We start from the raw sequence: 22,336 nt of genomic DNA on the forward strand, positions 1-22,336 counted from the left end.
ACCTTTATTGTGTGATCTAAAAGCAATTGACTTTGAGAAAACGATAAGGCTGACTTGGGGTCAAGCCATTGTTTTATTAGTAAGTGTGAACTCGATTGCAGAGGCCGAAACCGGGGGCGGGCTTTGATCATTCGGGTAGGCCCAGAAATACCATCGCAGGGATAGGCGAAATGGACCCGGTAGAACTACTGAAGCCACGCGGCGATGATGCGCCGAGTGGAGAGAATCTTGAATACGACCCGGTATTCGTCGAAATGGAACTGGCCGGGCAGCCCGGCGAAGACAGCCAGTTCGGCGGCGAGGTCGATGATCCCGACTACGGCGAAGTTCAGAAGAAGGCGCTTGAGGTGCTGGCCCAGAGCCACGACCTGCGCGCGGCGGTCTATCTGGCGGATGCGATCCTGCACAGCGAAGGGTTGAGCGGCTTTGCCGATGTGACGACCTATATTCGCGGCTGTCTGGAAGAGTACTGGGCAACCTGCCATCCCGAATTGGACGAGGATGACGACGATGATCCCACCATGCGGATCAACACGATCCAGGGGCTTTGCGGCAATCCCGGCGGACAGAGCGGGCCCTCGCCGGTCTATCGTTCACTGCAACGCGCGCCGCTGACGGAAAGCCGTGCCTTTGGCCGGTTGTCCATGCGCGACATCGAAATTGCGGAAGGCAAGCGATCGGCCCCTGAAGGCGCGCAGAACGTGCCGGATATGACGACCGTCGCGGCCGCGTTTCAGGACAGCGATTCAGAAAAGCTGAAAGCGTTGCAGGCCGCGCTGAAGACGGCAGCCGACAATCTCAAGGCCATCTCCAAGGTCTTTGACGAGAACACGCCGGGGCAGGGACCGGAGCTTGATCCGGTGATCAAGCTGGTCATGCAGATGGGCAAGGCGATAGCCTCGCATGCCGAGGGCGACGCGCCGGAGGAAGCGGCGGACGAGACCGGCGAGAGCGCAGCACCTGCTGATTCCGTTGCCGGCGATTCTGCGGCGCCGGTTCGGGCCGGTGGTGGCGCGGTTGGTGGAATCAAGTCACCGACCGACGTGGCCAATGCGCTCGACCGCATCATCGAATACTATCAGAAATACGAACCTTCGAGCCCGCTTCCAATTCTTCTGAAGCGGGCAAAACGTCTGGTAAATGCCGATTTCCTTACTGTTATGAAAGACTTGGCCCCGGACGGGATGAGCAACGTCAATCTTATTGGCGGGCTCGACGACGATTAATTGCGTGGCTGTGACATGGTTCACATACAGCAGCCGTAACCACTGACAGATTAGGGACATCAAGGGAGCACGACATGGCCGGAAGTTCACAGAAATTCATAGCGCGCAACAGAGCGCCTCGCGTACAGATCGAATACGATGTCGAGTTGTACGGCGCAGAGAAAAAGGTTCAGCTGCCCTTTGTCATGGGCGTCATGAGCGACCTCTCCGGCAAGTCCGAGGTGGAACAGCCCGCGGTTGCCGACCGCAAGTTCCTTGAGATCGACGTCGACAATTTCGACGACCGGATGAAGTCGATTGCCCCCCGCGCCGCATTCACCGTGCCCAACACGCTAACCGGCGAAGGCAACCTGGCTGTCGACATCACCTTTGAGAGCATGGACGATTTTTCGCCCGCCGCCATCGCCGCCAAGGTCGAACCGCTCAAGGAGCTGCTTGAGGCACGTACCCAGCTTAGCAACCTGATGACCTACATGGACGGCAAAACCGGGGCCGAGACGCTGATCAGCAAGATCATCCAGGACCCGAGCCTTTTGAAAACGCTTGCGGCGCAGCCTGCGCCCAAAGCTGACGACGAAGCGTAAGGGAGGCGATCATGGCTGAAGAACAAGCACAGGTCGAAGCAGGCGCCGGCGCAACGGCATTCGGATCCTCGGAGTTCGAGAACCTCCTGCAAAAGGAATTCCGCCCCAAGTCGGATCAGGCCAAAACGGCCGTTGAAAGCGCGGTCAAGACTCTGGCGCAGCAGGCGCTGGCCAATACCGCGCTGATCTCGGATGACGCGCTGCGTTCCATCGAGAGCATCGTGGCGGAGATCGACAAGAAGCTGACCGAACAGGTCAACCTGATCCTGCACCACGAAGAATTCCAGCAGATGGAAAGCGCGTGGCGCGGTCTGCATTACCTGGTGAACAACACCGAAACCGACGAGATGCTCAAGATCCGCGTGATGAACATCTCGAAGAAGGAAATGCACAAGACCCTCAAGAAGTTCAAAGGCACCGCCTGGGACCAGTCGCCGATCTTCAAGAAGATCTACGAAGAAGAATTCGGCCAGTTTGGGGGCGAACCCTATGGCTCGCTGGTGGCGGACTATCATTTCGACCACAGCCCGCAGGATGTCGAGCTGCTGGGCGAGATGTCCAAGATCGCCGCTTCGGCCCATGCGCCGCTCATCACCGGCGCCAAGCCGAGTCTTTTCCAGATGGACAGCTGGTCGGAACTTGCCAATCCGCGTGACCTGACCAAGATATTCCAGACGCCGGAATACGCGTCCTGGCGGTCACTGCGCGAAAGCGAGGACTCCAAGTATGTGGGCATGGCAATGCCCCGCTTCCTTGGGCGTCTGCCTTATGGTGCGAAAACCGATCCGGTCGAAGCCTTTGCCTTTGAAGAAGACACGGACGGGGCAGACAGCAGCAAGTACGGCTGGGTCAACGCGGCCTACGGCATGGCGGTCAATATCAACCGGTCCTTCAAGGAATACGGCTGGTGTTCGCGGATCCGCGGGATCGAATCCGGCGGTGCGCTGACCAACCTGCCTTCGCATACCTTTGCGACCGATGACGGTGGCGTGGATCAGAAATGCCCGACCGAGATCGCCATCGGCGACCGGCGCGAGGCGGAACTTGCCAAGAACGGGATGATGCCCCTGATCCACCGGAAAAATTCGGATCTTGCCGCGTTCATCGGCGCACAGTCGCTGCATAAACCGGCTGAGTATGACGATCCGGATGCGACTGCGAACGCCAACCTGGCAGCCCGCCTGCCGTACCTGTTCGCGACCTGCCGCTTTGCACATTACCTCAAGTGCATGGTGCGCGACAAAGTTGGTTCGTTCAAAAGTCAGCAGGATATGGCCAGCTGGCTACAGAACTGGATCGATCAATACGTCGACTTCAACGCGGATGTCTCGTCCGAACGCGAAAAGGCGAGAAAACCGCTCGCCGCGGCAGAAGTCGTCGTCGAGGAAGTAGAGGGGAACCCCGGCTATTATTCGTCGAAGTTTTATCTCCGCCCTCACTATCAGCTCGAAGGGTTGTCAGTGTCCCTGAGACTGGTTTCGAAACTGCCTTCGGAAAAGGGAGCGTAATTCAGGGCTCTCGAAGGTTTGACCCCCCAAGAATAGGCGCGATGCGCCACCCCATGAAAGGATACAGAAAATGGAAAATACTTTTATCAAGATCGGTGACATCGACGGCGAATGCACGGAGCATAACCACATCAAGTGGATCCCGGCAAAAACCCTGTCCTGGGAAGTTACCCGGACGCTGGACATGGACGATCTTGGCACCACGCAGCGCGGTTATGCAAACTCGAGCTTTGGTAAGGTCAGCGTGTCGACTGAGCTGAGCATCGCTTCGCCCAAGCTGATGCTGGCCGTGGCCGATGGCACCGTGCGCAAGGAAATCACCATCGAGATGTGCCGTTCGGGTGCCCAGTCGACCAAGGGCATGGAGCCTTACCTCACCTGGAAACTCTTCGACGTCGTGATCGACAAGTACGAAGTCTCTGGCGGCGAAGAACAGGTGCCGGAAGAGAACTGGGACATGGCCTATCGCCGCATCGAACTGGTTTACAAGAAAGCCGATCCGAACTCGGGCGAGCTGGGCAAGGGCGGCGACTTCAGCTGGAACCTGCTGACCGGCCAGCAGACCTGAGCCTGACATGGCAACCCGGTCCGGACCCTGACATTCGGGGTCCGGACCATCTGCATTTTTGAAAGGCGATTGGATTTGGCGGGCATGACACCGGAAGAACATCTCAAAGCGGGCGATCTCGACGCCACCCTTGCGACGCTTCAGGAAAAGGTCCGGTCGAATCCGGCCGATCCCAAGCTCCGCATCTTCCTGTTTCAGCTGCTTTGCGTTCTGGGCGATTGGAAACGCGCGATCACGCAGCTGAAGCTTTCGGCCGAGATGGACGAAGCGGCGACGATGATGGCGCGCACCTATCGCGAGGCGATCATCTGCGAGGTTTACCGCGAGAAGGTGTTTGCCGGTGAAAAGGAGCCGCTGATCTTTGGCGAGCCACAGGAGTGGCTGGCCCTGCTGATCGAGGCGCAGAAGGTTCTGGCGCGGGGCGATGCGCAAAAGGCGGCGGACCTGCGGGCGCGTGCCTTTGACGAAGCGCCCGCCACAAGCGGCGGTGCCGACGGTCAGGCGTTCGAATGGATCGCGGATGCGGACATGCGGCTTGGTCCCGTGCTTGAGGTGATCGTGAACGGGCGGTATTTCTGGTTACCGTTCAATGCGATAGGCGCGATGGAGATCGAAGCTCCGGGTGATCTGCGCGATGCGGTCTGGACGGCCTCCACGCTGACACTGATGAACGGCGGGCAGGTGCCTGCCCTGATCCCGACACGCTATGCGGGGACGACGCAATCGGGGGATGCGTCGTCCAAGCTGGCACGGTCGACCGAATGGCAGGACGTGGGGGCCGAAACATTCGTGGGGATCGGCCAGCGGCTGCTGACGACGGATCAGGGCGATCTGCCGCTGATGGATCTGCGGCTGTTGCGGATGGACGGGTTCGATCCGTCGGTTCTGGCCACCGAGGAAACCGGGGACGCCGAAGCCGATGGCTGACAAGACCCTGTCGGAAAGGCTTCAACCGTCGCTTCTTGACCGGCTGACCGACGATGCGCCGGGACAGCTGAAGGAAGCGCGGGAGTCGCGGGTGATCGATATTTCGCGGCTGCGCGAGATCATCCAGCGCGACCTGTCCTGGCTGCTGAACACGGCCAACCTGGGGAATGAATTCGACGAGGAAAAATACCCGAACGTGGCGAGGTCGGTGCTGAATTACGGGCTGAGCGAGGTATCGGGCGAGTATTCGACGACCGACCGGGCCGAGATGATCCGCCGGTCGATCGCGCGGGCCATTTCGATCCACGAGCCGCGCATCGTGCCCGGTTCGATAGACGTGACGATCAACCCGGACGAAAAGAGCAGCAACATGACCGTGGCGCTGGTGATCCGGGCGGACATGTGGGCGCAGCCGCTGCCGATGGAATTGTACCTGCGCAGCGAGGTCGATGTGACCACGGGCGAAGTGAAGATGGAACGGAGAAGCTAGGCGCATGGATACGCGGCTCATGAAGCATTACGAGGCCGAGCTCATGTACCTGCGGGACATGGGTGCCGAGTTTGCCGAAGCCTACCCCAAGATCGCCTCGCGCCTTGGCATGGAGGGGGTCGAGGTTCTTGACCCCTATGTGGAACGGCTGCTTGAGGGCGTCGCGTTCCTGTCGGCTCGGGTCCAGCTTGAGCTGGAACTGCAATACCCGGCCTTTACCAGCAACCTGCTGGAAATCGTCTATCCGCATTACCTTGCGCCGACCCCGTCGATGATGATCGCCGCCTTTGAACCGGACATCACCAACTCGGCGGTCAAGTCGGGCTATTTGCTGCCGCGCCATACGGTGCTGCGCTCGCGCCTGTCAGAGGGCGAACATACCCCTTGTGAATTCCGAACCGCTGCCGATCTGGCGCTCTGGCCGATCGAGATTGCCGAGGCTGAGTATATCGACAGCCGGGGCGAGCTGGTCGCGGCGGGTGTCGCGGTGCATCCCGAGGCGCGGGCCGGGGTGCGTCTGCGCCTGCGGCGGACCGACGGGGAAAAGATCTCGGCCCTGAAGATGGACGAGCTGGTCATCCACATGAACGGCGGCTCGGGCAATAACTGGGCGCTACTGGAGCTGTTCTGCACCCGCTCGGTCGGGTTGTGCGGGCGGTCGACGGATCGTCGGGCTGACTGGGCGCAACCTTTGAAAGGCGAGGTAGAGCCGCGCGGGTTCGAACCCGAAGAAGCGCTGTTGCCGACGCCGCGCCGGTCCTTCGATGGCTACCGGCTGTTGCAGGAATACTTCGCGATGCCCGAACGGTTCCTGTTCGTGGCGCTGAAAGGCCTGCGCCCCGCGCTGGAGCGGGCGACGGGCAGCGATGTGGATATCTATATCCTGCTGAACGAACCGCGCCGCGATATCGGGCCGATGGTGGTGCCCGAGGCCTTTACGCTGCATGCGGTTCCCGCGATCAACCTGTTTCCGAAACGTTGCGACCGGGTGCAGATCACCTCGCGCGATACGGAGCAGCATGTTGTGCCGAACCGGACGGCGGCGATGGATTTCGAGATTCACACCATCGAGCAGGTCAAGGGGATCAGCGGCGAAGGCGAGGATGACGTGGAGTTCCGCCCGTTCTATTCGGCAACGGATTTCACGGCGGCGGGGGAATCCCACCCTGCCTATTATTCGATCCGTCGACGCATGCGGCAGCGGTCGGAAAAGGAGCGTCTGCGCGGGGTGCGCACATCCTACCTTGGTTCCGAGGTCTATCTGTCGCTGGTCGACCGCAATCAGGCGCCCTATGGGGCGGATCTTGAGCAGCTTGCGGTGCGGGCGCTTTGTTCGAACCGCGACCTGCCGATGCTGCTGAGCACGGGCGATGCGGATGTGTTCCAACTGCCCGAGGGCGGGCCGGTCAAGTCGATCCGCCTGCCAGTTTCGCCAACGCGCCCGCATCCGACGCTGGCGCAGGGCGATACGGCGTGGCGGCTGATCAGCCATCTGAGCCTGAATTACCTGTCCATCGTCGAGACCGGCAAGGGGAGCGGGGCCGAGGCGCTGCGCGAGCTGATCGGGATCTACGCGCCGCTGGGCGACCGCGTCACTGAAAAGCAGCTTGAGGGCGTGGTCAGTGTGAACAGCCGCCCCATCGTGCGCCGGATGAGCGACGAAGTGATGTCGACGGCGGTGCGCGGACTGGAAGTGACAATCGGGTTTGACGAAAGTTTTTTCGAAGGGACGAGCGTATTCGTGCTGGGGGCCGTTCTTGAGCGGTTTTTGCGCAAATACGCCACAATCAACAGTTTCACTGAGACTGTTCTGAAGACGCAGAAACGCGGGGAAATTGCAAGATGGCGACCGGAAAAGGGTCTCGGCCGGATGATCTGAGCCATCTGGAAAGGTTGGCTGCAGACCCTGAAAAACATCACGTTTTTCAGGCGTTACGTATTTTGGAAGCGGCATACCCCGAGTCTCCGCGACTGGGGGAGAGTCGTCGTCCGCGCGAAGACCGCATCCGCATAGGACAAGAGGCCGAACTGGCTTTCCCGCCGTCGACCATCGCCGCCTTTACCCCGCCAGATGGCAAGCGGCCGGGGCGGCTGACCAACCGTTTCTTTGGCCTGTTCGGACCGAACGGGCCGATGCCGCTCCAGATGACGGAATATGTGCGCGACCGGTATCGCAACCACCGCGACCGCACTATCGTCGCCTTTGTCGATATGCTGATCCACCGTATGGCCGGGCTCTTGTACAAGGCATGGCGGCAGGGACAGCCAACGGCAAGTTTCGACCGGGGCGATGATCCGATGGCGCGCAAGGTGGCGGCGCTGGCCGGGTTTCACGGCGCCCATCTGCGCGACCGCGATGCGCTGCCCGACCTTGCCCGGCTGCACCATGTGGGCCAGTTCGCCCAAAGTGCGCGCAACCCCGAGGGGCTGGTCGCCATCCTGTCGAACTTTTTCCAGGCGCCGGTGCATTTGCAGCAGTTCGTGGGCAGTTGGCTTGAACTGGAACCGGATGACCAGTGGCAGTTGGGACGCCCGGCAAGGCTTGGGCAGTCGACCAGCATCGGCCAGAAGGTCTGGACCCGGGGGGCGAAGTTCCGCATCCGGATTGGACCGCTTTCGCTTGAGGAATACCAGCGCCTGCTGCCGGGCGAAGAGTCACTCGACCGGTTGCAATCGGTGGTGCGGACCTATGTCGGCGATGCACTGGACTGGGACGTGAACCTGATTTTGGCCGGCGACGACATTCCGCGCGCTTCTCTTGGAGGAAAGACACGGCTGGGTCACACCAGCTGGATCGCGTCGCGGCGTGACGATGACGAAACCCGCCCTGATGCAGAGGACCTGTTCCTGCATCCCGGCGCAATAGCAAAACAAGGCGGGCCTGCATCCGCCACCATTAGATTGGGAAGGTAATTTTATGACCGAAATCAGCCGGGTATCCCTTTTCGGGAAATTGAACAAATTGGGTTATCAGGCCGTGGAGGGGGCGACGGTCTTCTGCAAAATGCGCGGCAATCCTTATGTCGAGGTGGTGCACTGGATGCACCAGATCCTGAACGGTCAGGACAGCGACATGCACCGGATCATCGACCATTACGATCTTGATCCGGGCAAGATCGCGGCTGAAATGACCCGGGCGCTGGATGCGCTGCCGCGCGGGGCAAGCGCGATTTCGGACCTCTCGGATCACCTTCTGGACGCGATGGAGCGCGGATGGCTCTGGGGCTCTCTTCTGTATTCGTCGTCCTATGTGCGCACCGGTCACCTGCTGCTGGGTATGCTGAAAACGCCCGCCCTTCGCAACATTCTGAAAACGATGTCGCCAGAACTGGGCAAGATCGGCCCCGATGATCTGGCGGATAATTTCAACAAGATCACCGATGGGTCGCCCGAGGAACACCAGCGCGCGCAGGATGGCTCGACCACCGGTGGCGGCGTTGAACCCGGCGAGGCGAGCGGCGCGCGGTCGGCGCAGATGGGCGGGACCGAGGCATTGGACCAGTTCTGCACCGATCTGACCGAGCAGGCGCGTAGTGGCGAAATCGATCCTATCGTGGGGCGTGACGAGGAAATCCGCCAGATCGTCGATGTGCTGATGCGGCGGCGGCAAAACAATCCGATCCTTACCGGTGAGGCGGGCGTGGGCAAGACCGCCGTGGTCGAAGGTTTCGCGTTGCGCATTGCGCGGGGCGATGTGCCGCCGGCGCTGAAAGATGTGCGCCTGCTGGTGCTGGACGTGGGCCTGTTGCAGGCCGGGGCCAGCATGAAGGGCGAATTCGAGAACCGGCTGCGGCAGGTCATCGACGAGGTTCAGGCCAGCCCGACGCCCATCGTGATGTTCGTGGATGAAACCCATACGCTGGTGGGCGCGGGCGGTGCGGCGGGGACCGGCGATGCGGCCAACCTGCTGAAACCGGCGCTGGCGCGCGGCACATTGCGCACCATTGGCGCGACCACCTGGGCCGAATACAAGAAGTACATCGAGAAAGACCCGGCGCTGACCCGGCGCTTCCAGGTCGTTCAGGTGGATGAGCCTGACATTCCCAAGGCAATCCTGATGATGCGCGGCATCGCCTCGATGCTGGAAAAGCACCATCGCGTGCAGGTTTTGGACGAGGGGATCGAGGCGGCGGTGACGCTCTCGGCGCGCTATATCCCGGCGCGGCAGCTGCCCGACAAGTCGGTGAGCCTGCTCGATACGGCCTGCGCCCGCGTGGCGGTGTCGCAGCATGCGGTGCCCGCCGAGGTGGATGACAGCCGCCGCCGGATCGAGGCACTGGCGACCGAGCTGGAGATCATCGGCCGCGACGAGACCGCAGGCTACGACGTGGCCGACCGGCGCGAGGCGGTGACGGCAGCGAAAGAGAACGAAGAGGCGCGGCTGGCCGAGCTTACGGCGCGCTGGGACAAGGAAAAGGCGGTGGTCGAGGCGATCCTCGATCTGCGGGCCAAGCTGCGCGAGGGCGCGCAGCCGGTGGATGTGGATCTGGCGGGAGGAGAACCCGCGGCCGAGGTGGCCGAGCCTTCGGACATGCCGGAAAGCCCGATCAGCGAAGAGGACCGCGCGAGCCTTATTGCAGAGCTGAAGGCGAAGAATGCCGAACTGGTCGAATTGCAGGGTGACAATCCGCTGATCCTGCCAATCGTCGATCATCAGGCGGTGGCGAGCGTGGTCGGCGACTGGACCGGTATCCCTGTCGGTCGCATGGTCAAGGACGAGATCGAGACCATTCTCGAACTCGAGGACCATCTGGCCAAGCGCGTGATCGGTCAGGACCACGCGATGAAAATGATCGCCAAGCGCATCCAGACGTCGCGCGCGGGGCTGGATAACCCGAGCAAACCAATCGGTGTTTTCCTGCTGGCGGGCACATCGGGCGTGGGTAAGACCGAGACGGCGCTGGCGCTGGCCGAGGTGCTTTATGGCGGCGAACAGAACGTCATCACCATCAACATGTCCGAGTACCAAGAGGCGCATTCCGTGTCCTCGCTGAAAGGCGCGCCTCCGGGATATGTCGGCTATGGCGAGGGCGGGGTGCTGACCGAGGCGGTGCGGCGCAAACCCTATTCGGTGGTGCTTTTGGACGAGGTCGAAAAGGCGCACCCGGATGTGCACGAGATCTTTTTCCAGGTCTTCGACAAGGGCGTGATGGAGGACGGCGAGGGCCGCAGCATCGACTTCAAGAACACGCTGATCCTGCTAACCTCGAATGCGGGCTCGGACATGATCATGGATATGTGCGCTGATCCCGAGCTGATGCCCGAACCCGAGGGTATCGCCAAGGCACTGCGCGATCCTCTGCTGAAAATCTTCCCGGCGGCGCTCTTGGGTCGTCTGGTGACGATCCCCTATTACCCGCTCAGCCCGAACATGATCGCCGAGATCACCAAGCTGCAGTTGAACCGGATCAAGAAGCGCGTGGCTGAAAGCCATGGCGTGCCGTTCGAATATTCCGACGCGGTGGTCGATACGATTGTCCAGCGTTGTCAGGAACTTGAAAGCGGCGGGCGGATGATCGACGCGATTGTCACCAACACCATGCTGCCCGAAATCTCGGCAGAGTTCCTGCGCCGGATGATGGAAGGCAAGGAGATCAGGAAAGTCGCGATCGACGTGGCGGATGGCGATTTCACCTACAGTTTCGAATGATTTTGAAACGCCGGGGGCCTTGATTTTCGGCCTCCGGTGACACGCCAACAGGCGACACGAACAGGCAGACGGCAAAAGCCGCGCAGAGAAGGTTAAGACAAGTGACCCTTAGCGAAGCAGAGGACGACAGGCAGATGAGCTTGCAGGACAAGGTGCGGAAACTGGTCGAAACCGACCGTTTCACGAACGCAGTGATGACCGTTATCATCATCAACGCGATCACCCTTGGTCTGTCGACCTCTGAATCGGTGATGGATTCCATCGGTCCGATCATCGAGATGGTCGACGATATCGCGCTGGCGATCTTCGTGGTCGAGCTTGCGCTCAAATTCTATGCCTACCGGCTGCGTTTCTTCAAAAGCGCGTGGAATATATTCGATCTTTGCGTCGTGACGGTTGGTCTCTTGCCCTCAGGCGGGGGCATGTCGGCGCTACGGGGGCTGCGGGTGATCCGCGCCATGCGGCTTTTGTCGGTGATCCCGCAGATGCGGGCGGTGGTTCAGGCTCTGCTGGATGCGCTGCCCGGCATGGGCGCGGTGATCATCATGATTTCCATCGTGTTCTACGTCTTCGGCGTGATGGCGACGCTGATGTATGGCGACACGTTCCCGGAATGGTTCGGCACGCTGGGCCGGTCGCTTTATTCGCTGTTCCAGATCATGACGCTTGAGTCCTGGTCGATGGGCATCGTGCGCCCGGTGATGGAGGTGCATCCCTCGGCCTGGGTGTTCTTTGTGCCGTTTATCGTGATCACGTCCTTTTCAGTGCTCAACCTGTTCATCGGTCTGTTGGTCAACACAATGCAGACGGCGGTGGAAGAGGAAACCGAAGCCGAGTTCGAGAAGCTGCGGGAACTGGTCAAGAGCGAGACCGATATCGTTGCCGACAATGTGAGCGAGCTTCACGCCGAGATAAAAGCGCTGCGCGCGGAACTGGCCGAGCAGAGGGGGACAGGCGATGTCCGATAATTCGCAGAAATTTATTGCGCGCAACCGGGCGCCCCGCGTCCAGATCGAATATGACGTCGAACTCTACGGCTCTGAAAAGAAGGTTCAGCTGCCCTTTGTCATGGGGGTGATGAGCGACCTGTCCGGCAAGTCGAAGGTCGAGCAGCCCTCGGTCTCGGAGCGGAAATTCCTGGAAATCGATGCGGATAATTTCGACGAGCGGATGAAAGCGATGCAGCCGAGGGCCGCGTTCAGCGTGCCGAATACGCTGACTGGCGACGGCAACCTGAGCGTCGATCTGACCTTTGAAAAAATGGACGATTTTTCGCCCGCCGCGATTGCCGCCAAGATCGAGCCGTTGCAGGCGCTGTTGCAGGCGCGGACCGAGCTTCGCAACCTCATGGCTTACATGGATGGCAAGACCGGGGCAGAGACGCTGATCGAAAAGATCCTTGCCGACCCATCGCTGCTCGCGGCTGTTTCGGGCGGCGGCGCCACGGCACCAGACCAACAGGCGGCGCTCGACAGCCTGCGTGATGCGATGCCGTTGGAGACGGCGGAAGACGATGGATCCGCGTCCGTGCTGGACGGGCTGAGGGCCGTAACTCCGCATGACGCCACGCCGGATAGTTCGACCGAGGATGTGCTGGCCTCGCTGGCCGGCCAGCCGGTTGAGGACGTCGCCGAGGATGATGGGGCCGCTGCACTGGAGGCTTTGCGGGCGGCGGAGACGGAAGCTAAGGCCGAGGATGATGGGTCGTCCGCACTGGATGTGTTACGCGCCGCGGCACCTGAGGACGCTGTAGAGGAGGATGCCTCGGCGTCTGTGCTCGACGCGATGCGCTCCGACACGCCTGCCGAGGCGGCTCCGGATACTGCTGCCGAAGATGCGCTGGCTTCGCTGGCCGGGCAATCGGTTGAGGACGTCGCCGAGGATAATGGGGACGCTGCGCTGGATGCTTTGCGGGCGGTGAGGACCACGACCGAGATCCATGATGACGGCTCGACGGCATTAGAGGCTTTGCGTGCTGTCAAGACATCCGATGACAGGACAGATGAAAGCACTTCCTCTGTGCTGGACGCGGTGCGCAGATCAGATCCGGCCGAGGGAACCCCGGATCGTTCTGCGGACGATGCCCTGACTTCTTTGGCCGATCAACCGGTGGAAGAGGCGGCCGAGGAGGATCCTTTGTCGGCCTTGGATGACCTGCGGGACATCGCACCACAGGAGGAAACCGAAGCGGACGATGCCGCATCGGCGCTGGACGCCCTGCGGGAGTCGACGCCAGCAGAAACCGCGCCAGACGGTGCGGTTGATGATGCGCTTGCCGAGCTTGCGGATCTGGGATCGGAGGACGCGCCGGAGGAGGATGCTTCTGTTGCGGCTCTCGAAAGCTTGGCGCAGGCTGAGGTGTCGGCACCCGAAACGGACGCAACAGATGACGCGCTTGCCGGTCTTGTAGGGTTGGACGTGGAGGAAGCTCCGCAAGAGGACGGCTCGGCTGCGGCACTGGAAAGCCTGGCGCGTGTGGAGGTCTCCGAGCCCGAGGCCGATGATGGACTCGACGATCTTCTGGGTGGGCTGGTCGCCGATCCCGATGTGGCGGACGAAGGTGATGCGCTGGACGATCTGCTCGGGGGCACGGGCCCAGTGGCAGCGGATGCAAATGGTGTGGCTGACGATAGCCAAGACGATCTGGCCGATGCGGCCTTGAACAGTGAGGCGGGTGAGGGTCTGAACGCCCTTGTAGGTGAGATTTCCGGCAGCGCGGAAGACGGTGCACCCGATGAAGACGGTCTTGATGACCTGCTTGGGGAGGCGGAAGAGGCCGATGCCGCGGAGGCGGAGTTGGACGGTTTGGACGATCTGCTCGGAGGTCTGGATGGCTCGGCGGAGAGTGTCGAAGCTGACTTGCCGGCGCAGGAACCGGAGCCATCTAGGGGTGCGCTTGATCTCGAGTCGGCTGGCGACGATCTGGACGATCTTTTGGGAGGCTTCGAGGAAGACTTCGCAACCGGCGATGCAGAGGAAACGGTCGCCAGTTCGGCGAGTGAGGCGGAGGCTGATGCGGCAAGCGAAGACGCGCCCCAAACTGACGGCCTGCACGATTTTGTGGGTGGCGAAGACGGGCTGGCGTCGGAACCTGCCAGCGCAGACAGTTTTGGTGATTTGCTCGGGCTGGATGATTTCCCAGAGCCGGAAGCCATTGATGACGTGAGTGATCTGTCAGGCAGCGAGAGCGAGGTCCGAGGGGCTGAAACTGATGAACTCGATGATCTGCTCGGAGGTCTGGAGGATGCGTCGGACCCGGCTGCGGAGGATGGTCTGGATGATCTTTTGAACGCTGCCAGCGATGAGCCGGAAGCCGAGACGACAGGTCAGGACTTGGACGCGCCTGAAGGGTTGGACGATTTGCTCGGCGGGTTGGACGATACGACGGGCACCGTTGAGGTTGGCGCGTTGCCAAGCGATGCCCGCGATGACGCAGGGGCCGAGTCGGACGGTTTCGATAATCTTCTTGGGAGTGCGGAAAATAGTGCCGACGACGGTCTTGATGACTTGCTGGGTGGGCTGGATGAGGAGCCGGCAGCGTCTGGTGAACAACCGTCCGAGGCAGACGGTCTGGATGATCTTCTCGGGGATGCGGAAAATAGTGTCGATGACGGGCTAGATGACTTGCTCGGCGGGTTGGATGACGACTCCGCAGAGGCTGGCGAAGAAATATCCGAGGCGGAGGATCTCGACGATCTTCTCGGCTTGAGCGAAGAGGATGGCGGCGACGATCTGGACGAGTTGCTTGGCGGTCTCGGTGATGACGATACGGACGCGGGTGGTATCGACGATATTGCCACGGGTGGAGAGAGCAGCGGCGGCGCGGCCCTTGCGGAGCCGGAATTCGCCTACGGAATGATGAGCTCGGCACGGCCGGATGCCGAGGTTCTCAAGCGCAAGAGGTTCCGGATTGCCCTTTTCGGCGATTTCTCGGGCCGGGCCGCGCGGGGGGTGATTGAAACCGGTGACGGGCTGGCCAGCCGTGCGCCGATCATCCTCGATCCGGATACGGTCGAGGATGTGATCCAGCGGTTCGGCACAACTCTGGTGCTGCCCATCGGTAAGGATGGAGCCGGGGTCGAGGTGAAGCTGTCGGAGCTGGACGACCTGCACCCGGATGAGCTTTATGAAAACGTCGAGCTGTTCTCGGAGCTGGTCGGGTTGCGCGGGCAGCTCGGCATGGGCGCGACGGCCGAGAGCGCGGCAAAGCGTTTGCGGGAATGGGCAGAGACGCATGGCACCTATGCCGCGCCGCCAAAGACACGCGCAGGCGGGAGCGCGGTGCGTGCCGACCTGAAGATGAGCGAGTTCCAGAAGCTGATCGGGGATACCTCGGGCAGCCTCACGCGGGCCTCGCCGCTCGAGGACCTGATGGCGCGTGTTGTCGGGCCCCACATCCGGGCTATTCCGGACGCGGATGCGGTAGCGATGCAGAAGGCGGTGGATGACTCGCTTTCAGCGGCGATGCGGCTGGTGCTGCATCACCCCGACTTCCAGTCGCTCGAGGCGCAGTGGCGCTCGCTCGACCTGATCGCGCGCAGCATCGAAGTGGACGATACGCTCGACGTGGTGCTTTACGACGTCTCGGCCGAGGAAATCGCCGTCGATCTGGCGAGCGCCGACGATCTGTCGGAAAGCGGGCTGGTGCGCTTGCTGACCGGCGAACCGCTGGACGAGGAAAACGGGCGCGGTGGGTATTCGGCGATGTTCGGGCTGTACAGCTTTGAGGAAACCCCGCCGCATGCGGAATTGCTGGGCCGGATCGCGCGGGTCGCGGCCCATGTGGATGCGCCTTTCTTTGCCGCGATGACGCCCGGGTTCATGGAGGTGGACAAGAAAGAGCGTCATCCGCTGGTGACCGAGGCGTGGGATACGCTGCGCGGGATGAGCGAGGCGAAATACCTTGGCCTTGTTTCTCCGCGTTTCATGCTGCGTCGGCCCTATGGCGCGAAATCCGAACCGATCTACGAATTCGAGTTCGAGGAATTCACCATGAAATCGGGCCTTGGCGGCATGCTCTGGGCGAACCCGGTCGTGCTGGTCGCGATCCTGATGGCCAAGTCGTTCAAGGAGAATGGTAAATCCATGGGGCTGGGGTCGATCATGTCGCTTGGTGACATCCCCTATCATTTCGTGAACGACCGCTATGGCGATCAGGTCCAGCTGCCCTGCACCGAGCGCAACCTGACGCAGGACAAGGTGGAAAAGGTCATGGCGCGGGGCTTCATGCCGATTGTGTCGATCAAGGGGCGGGATGAAATCCGGCTTGCCTCGTTCCAGTCGGTCGGGGGCGGAGAGATCCTTGGGCCGTGGTCGGGCGAAGTGCCGCCCGAACCGTCGCCGCCCAAGGTGGTGCGGGCCGAACGCCCGGCACCCGCCGCGACAGAGGAACCGGCGGGAGAGGCAGGGGATGACGATCTAGATTCGCTGCTTGCCGGGTTCGAGGACCTTGGCGGAGACGATACTGGAGACGTGGACGCGGACCTGGCCGCATTGCTGGACGATCTGTGATCCAGTTCATTGAACGAACGCGCCACTGCGTATCTGGTGGTCAGCGTATTGAGAGGGAAGCCCTATGGCTGAAAGACATGTTAGACTAACGGGCAAGATCACCGACCTGATCCCGAAGACGGATGACAAGTGCTTTGTGACAGGTGCGATCGTGCGCGAGGGGCTGAGCCGCCTGACCGACATGACGGTCGAATTCGTTGCCCTTAAATCGCTGAAACTTCAGGATCTCGTCGGTCAGTTGATGGGCGTCGAGGTCGAGGATCACCTGTCGGACAAGAAACGCAATTTCTCGGGCATCTGCGTATCGGTAGAGTGTATCGGCCAGCTCGAACATCCGGACGGCACGGCCTATCACTACGTGGCGCAGGTGCGGCACTGGCTCTGGATGCTGACGCGTGGAACGGACAATCGCATTTTCCAGGAAAAAACGAGTGTTCAGATCATTGAGGAGGTTTTCGGCGATCTGGGTTTCTCGGACTTTAAGAAAAAACTTCGCGAAACCTACGAGACACGCCAGTACTGCGTGCAGTATCGCGAGACGAACTACGACTTCATCTGCCGCCTCATGGAAGAGGAAGGCATATATTTCTATTTCGACAACGCGCCGGGCACCGGGGTCACGAACCAGCTGATCCTCTGCGATGACAAGGCGGGGTCGCATTCGACGAACCCGGTTCTGAAAGAGCTGAAGTTTACGGGTTCCGGCGGAAAGCCGACGGACGCGGGCAATACGGTGACGGACTGGACACGCGGCGAAAACGTCGTCACCGGCAAGGTTACCCTGAACGATTTCGACATGCTGACACCCAAGCAGGATCTGAAACTGATCCAGAAGGGCACGGCGAAGACGTCGCATTCGCACAGCTCGTACGAGAAATATCACTACCCGGGCAAGTTTCGTAAAGACAAGGCACGCGGGGAAAAGCTGGCCCGCGTGATGATGCAGGCCAACGAGGTTTCCTATCAGACGAAACGCGGTGCCTCCAATTCGCGGGCGATCTCGGTTGGCTATCGATTCAAACTGACCGATCTTGATGGGGAGAACGGCGAATACCTTGTGACCGACGCGGTTCACTACATCCGGCCGACGGATTCGATCCGCGTGGCGCCGGGCCGTCTGGACCGGGACCGGGCCGAGCTGCAATACCCGAAGGAAATGGAAGACACCGATTACGTCGTGACCTTTGGCGCGATCCCGAATGCGACGCAGTTTCGTGCGCCGCTGGAAACCGACTGGCCCGAGATTTCCGGCCTGCACACCGCGATGGTCGTGGGTAAGAAGGGCGAGGAAATCTGGACCGACGAGCACGGCCGTATCAAGGTGCAGTTTCACTGGGACCGGGTTGGCAAGTCGGATGAAAACTCATCCTGCTGGGTGCGTGTCGCGACCCCGTGGTCGGGCAAGGGCTGGGGCATGGTCGCCATCCCGCGCATCGGTCAGGAGGTCGTGATCCAGTTCGAGGAGGGCGATCCCGACCGGCCGATCTGTACCGGATGCATGTTCAATCAGGAAACCAAGCCCGCGTTCAAATACCCTGACGATGCGACCCAGCTTGGCATCCGCACGAACTCCTCAAAAGGGGGCGGCGGCTATAACGAGCTGATGTTCGAAGACAAGAAGGACGCCGAGTTCATGCGCGTTCAGGCCCAGAAGGATCACCAGTTCCTGATCAAGAACAAGTCGGTGGTGACCATCGGTCAGGACGCGATTGATGCCGGCGCCCACGATGACGAAGGCAGTCTTTCAGAAGTGATCCGCAACCACGTCACTCGGACCATTCAGGAAGGCAACCACTATCATACGATCACCAAGGGCGACGAGGAGTTCAAGATCGAGTCCGGAAGCCAGCTGATCGAGATCAAGACCGACAAGATCCAGAAGGTCGAGGGCAAGCACGAACAGACGATCACCGGCAATTACGACACCACGGTCAAGTCCGGTGATCAGGTGACCTCGATCGATTCAGGCGATCAGACGACGACGGTCAAATCCGGAGATCAGACGACGACGGTGAAGCTTGGCAATATCACGACCAAGGCCAGCGCGGGCAAGATCACCATGACCGCCGCGCAGAGCATCGAGCTTAAGGTCGGCGGGTCGTCGATCAAGATCGATCCGTCAGGGGTCACGATCAAGGGCCCGATGATCAAGGTGCAGGGGACGGCCATGGCCGAGGTCAAGGCGCCTCTTACCACGGTCAAGGCAGACGCGATGCTGACGCTCAAGGGCGGCATCACGATGATCAACTGAGGTGGATGAGATGAGTGACAGATTTAGTGGCATGGTCAAAGTCCCCAAGGATCCGGCGGCGCGGCTGCTGGCGGATGCGAATGTCCTGTTGAAAACGCCGCTCGATGCGCCTGCCAGTGCGCCTGCCGACGCCGTGCTGGCTGAACTGGCGGAAAAGAATGCGTGGATCGACATCCTGATGCTGCTGGGAGTGATCCTGCCGCCGCGAGAAAGGGTGTGGTGGGCCTGTCTTGCGGCGCGCGATTACATCGGACAGAAATCGGACCGCGATCCGGCGGCGCTCAAGGCGGCCGAAGCCTGGGTTTTCAAGCCGACGGATGAAAACCGAGAGGCGGCGCGGCAGTCGCTGGACCACGCCTATATCGACGATGAAACCGTGCATTGCGCTATGTGCGTGCTCTATTCCGATGGTACGCTTGGCCCCGGCGATCTGGCCAAGTTCCCGGCCCCGGCGGGCGCCTCGGAGACCTCGGCCTTTGCCATGAATATGGTAGCGCTGGGAGAGCTTTCTGATAAGTTTGAAGCACATACGCAGGTATTGATCGACCGTGCCGTCGATATTGCCCGTGGTGGCAATGGCCAGATGAAAAACAACGACACGTTGGAAAAGGGAGAGGCCTGATGGGAATGCCCCGGAACGCACAGGGCGCGATGCGCCGGCCTGTCCCGCAGGGAAACCCGCGCCGTGTGGCGGTTCAGGTCGCGTTTACCGTTTCCATGCCAATTCTGACCCCAAGGCCATTCGAATGCCATCTTTTGGCGCGGACAGGAGGATAAGCCCGACAAAATGGCCGTGATGCTGAAATTCCAGTCTTCCGGGACCGTCCCGGGAAATGCCCGTCCTGTTCCGATGCAGGGCGGTAGCCTGACCGTGGGGCGTGGCCCTGCGAACGATCTTGTCCTGCCCGATCCGGACCGGTTGCTGTCGAAAAGCCATTTCGTGATCGAGGACCACAATGGCAACGTGGTGATCGTCGATCTGTCGACAAACGGGACATTCCTGAACTATTCCAAGATCCCACTGGGCAATACTCCGACGCCGCTGAACAACGGCGATGTGCTGGCCCTTGGCAATTACGAACTGGTGGTCGAGATCACCTCTGACACGCCCGACATGGGCGATTTCATCCCACCTCCGTCGGCGCAGGGGGCCGCGTCGCATGGCGATGCAAACCGCGCACCTGATCCTTTCGATCTGCTGGACGATGCCGGCTCGGGCGATTTCCTCGATGATCTGCTGGGGCCAGAAAAGCCGACCGGCCCGTCGCAGATCAACCCTGTCGATCCGATCGATGACCTGCTGCCGCCGATGGGCGAAGAGGAAGATCCCTTCTTTCAAAAGCCCAGCGATGGGCGTGAGGGCACGGGGGCGAGTTTCTCGTCGCATAACCCTTCGGCAAGTGACAGTTTCCGCCCGCAGCAAAGCTCATCCAACAACGTCATTCCGGACGACTGGGACGATCTGCTGGAAGGCATTGGCAATGATAATGGCGGTCCGGCGGATGATCCCTTTGCCACGCCGCCTGAGCCAGAAGCGCCACGTCGCACGCCGCCGGTTCTGCCGCCCGAGGATGTCTCTGAAGCCGACGCGTTTGCGTCCGAACCAGTAACTCCTGTTGCGCCTGCCGCGCCTGTGGAACCCGCACCTGCGCAGCCGGTTGCCGCCGGGCAAGTCGACATGGCGCGCGCTTTTCTTGAAGGCGCCGGAGCCGAAGATGTGCGGATCGACGACGCCGATCTGCCGCAGACCATGGCGCGTATGGGGCGGGTGATGAAAACCCTGATCACCGGCCTGCGCGAAATCCTGATGACGCGGACCTCGATCAAGAGCGAATTCCGCATCGAACAGACGATGATCAGCGCCGGGGGCAACAACCCCCTGAAATTCTCGATCAGCCCGGAACAGGCGGTCGAGACGATGATCAAGCCCGCGACCAAGGGCTATCTCAGTCCGGAAACCGCCGCCGAGCAGGCCTTGCAGGACATCAAGGCCCATGAGGTCGCGATGGTGACCGGCATGGAGGCCGCGCTGAAAGGCGTGCTGAAAAAGCTCGACCCCGAGCAACTGGCCGGGCAGATCGAGGTGTCGGGTGCCTTCGGCAGCCTGCTGCGCGGCAAGAAGGCGCGCTATTGGGAAGTTTACGAAAAGATCTACGCGGAAATATCCGACCAGGCCGAGAATGATTTTCACGACCTGTTCAGCAGGGAATTTGCGCGGGCCTACAAGGAACAGCTTGAAAAGCTGAAGCAATAGGCCCGCAGGAAGGGAGAATTACGTGTCCTGGGACAGCAAGGTGCTTTGGACCGAGGGGTTGTTTCTGCAACCTCATCATTTTCAGCAGGCGGACCGGTACACCGAGGCGCTTGTCAGCGGGCTTGCGCGCCGCATCCGCCCCTATGGCTGGGGTGTGAGTGCGCTTGAGATCGATGACGAGGTGCTCAAGGTCGGGCAGTTCGCGCTCAAGAGCGTGTCGGGGCTCACCCATGACGGTACCGTGTTCCGCGTGCCGATGACGGATGATCATCCGCCCGCGCTCGAGGTGCCGACGACGGTGAAGGATTGCGTCGTTTACCTGACCGTGCCGCAGCGCCGTCAGGGCGCGACCGAGGTGGACATGTCCGGCGCCGAGATGTCGGCCAGCCGTTTGCGCCCGACCGAGATCGAAGTCACCGACACGATGGGTCAGGAAAAGAAACCGGTGGTGCTGGGCGTGGGCAAGATGCGCCTGCAATTCGCACTGGCGGTGGACGATCTTGCCGACAAGCTGGCGATCCCGGTGGCCCGTATCATAGAAGTACGACCCGACAAGGAGATCATCCTTGATCAGGCCTTCATTCCGTCCTGCCTTGATATCCGCGCGGCGCATCCGCTGGACGCTTTCGTGCGCGAACTCGAAGGGTTGCTGTCGCACCGGATGCAGGCGCTTTCGGGCCGTCTGGCGGAATCCGGTTCCGCGCGGGGTGCGGCCGAGGTGCAGGATTTCATGCTGCTGTCGGTGGTGAACCGGTCACTGCCGCTGATCCGCCACCTGAGCCGTATCGAGAACCTGCATCCCGAGGATTTCTACCGCACCTGCGTGTCGCTGGCGGGCGAGCTTTCGGTGTTCATGTCCGCCGACAAGGAACCGCCGAATTTTCCTCCTTACGAGCATGATAACCTGAGCGGCAGTTTCAGCCCGGTGATCCGCACCCTGCGGCAATATCTAAGCTCGGTGCTGGAACAGACTGCCATCGCGATCAAGCTGGAAGAGCGCAAATACGGCATCAGCGTCGGTGTCATCGCCGACCGCAAGCTGCTTGGCAATGCCGGGTTCGTGCTGGCGGTGGATGCGGATATCCCGGCCGAGGACGTGCGGCGGCATTTCGCGGGGCAGGCTAAGATCGGCCCCGTCGAGGAGATCCGCCAGCTGGTGAACTCGGCCCTGCCGGGGATCACGCTTCGCCCGCTGCCGGTGGCGCCGCGCCAGATCCCGTATCACGCGGGCGTCGTTTATTTCGAGCTGGAACCGGAAAGCCCGTACTGGGCCAAGATGACCACCTCGGGCGGGATCGCGGTGCATGTGTCGGGGCAATATCCGGGGCTGAAGATGGAACTGTGGGCGATCCGCAATAACTGAGGAA

Annotated in this window: 15 protein-coding genes and 1 pseudogene; all 16 read left to right on the forward strand. The window is 61.1% G+C overall.

Annotation, left to right across the window (positions count from 1 at the left end; all coding sequences use genetic code 11):
• Positions 1–170 precede the first annotated feature (170 nt).
• Positions 171–1,226 carry a type VI secretion system protein TssA gene (tssA, locus tag ACU0FH_RS04530; protein ID WP_446193552.1) on the forward strand — a complete coding sequence of 352 codons (1,056 nt, stop codon included), beginning with the start codon at positions 171–173 and terminating at the stop codon, positions 1,224–1,226.
• 74 nt (positions 1,227–1,300) lie between these two features.
• Positions 1,301–1,810: a type VI secretion system contractile sheath small subunit gene (gene tssB / locus ACU0FH_RS04535; protein ID WP_238371698.1), complete on the forward strand. Its 510-nt coding sequence runs from the start codon at positions 1,301–1,303 to the stop codon at positions 1,808–1,810.
• A gap of 11 nt (positions 1,811–1,821) precedes the next feature.
• Positions 1,822–3,318 (forward strand): type VI secretion system contractile sheath large subunit, encoded by a 1,497-nt coding sequence (gene tssC / locus ACU0FH_RS04540; RefSeq protein ID WP_238371697.1) that lies wholly within the window; start codon positions 1,822–1,824, stop codon positions 3,316–3,318.
• Positions 3,319–3,388: 70 nt separating this feature from the next.
• On the forward strand, positions 3,389–3,886 hold the full coding sequence (locus ACU0FH_RS04545) for an Hcp family type VI secretion system effector (RefSeq protein WP_238371696.1): 498 nt from the start codon (positions 3,389–3,391) through the stop codon (positions 3,884–3,886).
• Positions 3,887–3,970: 84 nt separating this feature from the next.
• Positions 3,971–4,813 (forward strand): type VI secretion system accessory protein TagJ, encoded by an 843-nt coding sequence (locus ACU0FH_RS04550; protein WP_238371695.1) that lies wholly within the window; start codon positions 3,971–3,973, stop codon positions 4,811–4,813.
• Positions 4,806–5,303, forward strand: coding sequence for a type VI secretion system baseplate subunit TssE (gene tssE, locus ACU0FH_RS04555; protein WP_446193553.1), 498 nt, complete (start codon positions 4,806–4,808; stop codon positions 5,301–5,303). The genes ACU0FH_RS04550 and tssE overlap by 8 nt, the downstream gene beginning before the upstream one ends.
• 4 nt (positions 5,304–5,307) lie before the next feature.
• The gene (gene tssF / locus ACU0FH_RS04560) at positions 5,308–7,182 is read left to right on the forward strand and encodes a type VI secretion system baseplate subunit TssF (RefSeq protein ID WP_446193554.1); all 1,875 of its coding nucleotides are present in this window, start codon (positions 5,308–5,310) and stop codon (positions 7,180–7,182) included.
• Positions 7,146–8,216, forward strand: a complete 1,071-nt coding sequence (gene tssG, locus ACU0FH_RS04565) for a type VI secretion system baseplate subunit TssG (protein WP_446193555.1) — start codon at positions 7,146–7,148, stop codon at positions 8,214–8,216. The genes tssF and tssG overlap by 37 nt, the downstream gene beginning before the upstream one ends.
• Positions 8,217–8,220: 4 nt before the next feature.
• The gene (gene tssH, locus ACU0FH_RS04570; RefSeq protein ID WP_446193556.1) at positions 8,221–10,953 is read left to right on the forward strand and encodes a type VI secretion system ATPase TssH; all 2,733 of its coding nucleotides are present in this window, start codon (positions 8,221–8,223) and stop codon (positions 10,951–10,953) included.
• A 134-nt stretch (positions 10,954–11,087) separates the two neighbouring features.
• A complete protein-coding gene (locus tag ACU0FH_RS04575; RefSeq protein WP_446193680.1) occupies positions 11,088–11,921 on the forward strand; it encodes an ion transporter in 834 nt (277 codons plus the stop codon).
• Positions 11,911–12,384: pseudogene (gene tssB, locus ACU0FH_RS04580) on the forward strand (type VI secretion system contractile sheath small subunit); the annotation flags it as partial. The gene ACU0FH_RS04575 and the pseudogene tssB (ACU0FH_RS04580), both read left to right, overlap by 11 nt.
• Before the next feature lie 354 nt (positions 12,385–12,738).
• The gene (locus ACU0FH_RS04585; RefSeq protein ID WP_446193681.1) at positions 12,739–16,464 is read left to right on the forward strand and encodes a type VI secretion system contractile sheath domain-containing protein; all 3,726 of its coding nucleotides are present in this window, start codon (positions 12,739–12,741) and stop codon (positions 16,462–16,464) included.
• A 64-nt stretch (positions 16,465–16,528) separates the two neighbouring features.
• Positions 16,529–18,715: a type VI secretion system Vgr family protein gene (locus ACU0FH_RS04590; RefSeq protein ID WP_446193557.1), complete on the forward strand. Its 2,187-nt coding sequence runs from the start codon at positions 16,529–16,531 to the stop codon at positions 18,713–18,715.
• Positions 18,716–18,725: 10 nt separating this feature from the next.
• Positions 18,726–19,337, forward strand: a complete 612-nt coding sequence (locus ACU0FH_RS04595; protein ID WP_446193558.1) for a DUF6931 family protein — start codon at positions 18,726–18,728, stop codon at positions 19,335–19,337.
• A gap of 165 nt (positions 19,338–19,502) precedes the next feature.
• Positions 19,503–20,969, forward strand: coding sequence for a type VI secretion system-associated FHA domain protein TagH (gene tagH, locus ACU0FH_RS04600; protein WP_446193559.1), 1,467 nt, complete (start codon positions 19,503–19,505; stop codon positions 20,967–20,969).
• Between the two features lie 22 nt (positions 20,970–20,991).
• Entirely contained in the window at positions 20,992–22,332 is a 1,341-nt protein-coding gene (gene tssK, locus ACU0FH_RS04605) for a type VI secretion system baseplate subunit TssK (RefSeq protein WP_238371687.1), read from the forward strand.
• Positions 22,333–22,336: the final 4 nt, after the last annotated feature.

This window comes from Heliomarina sp. (assembly GCF_052826185.1).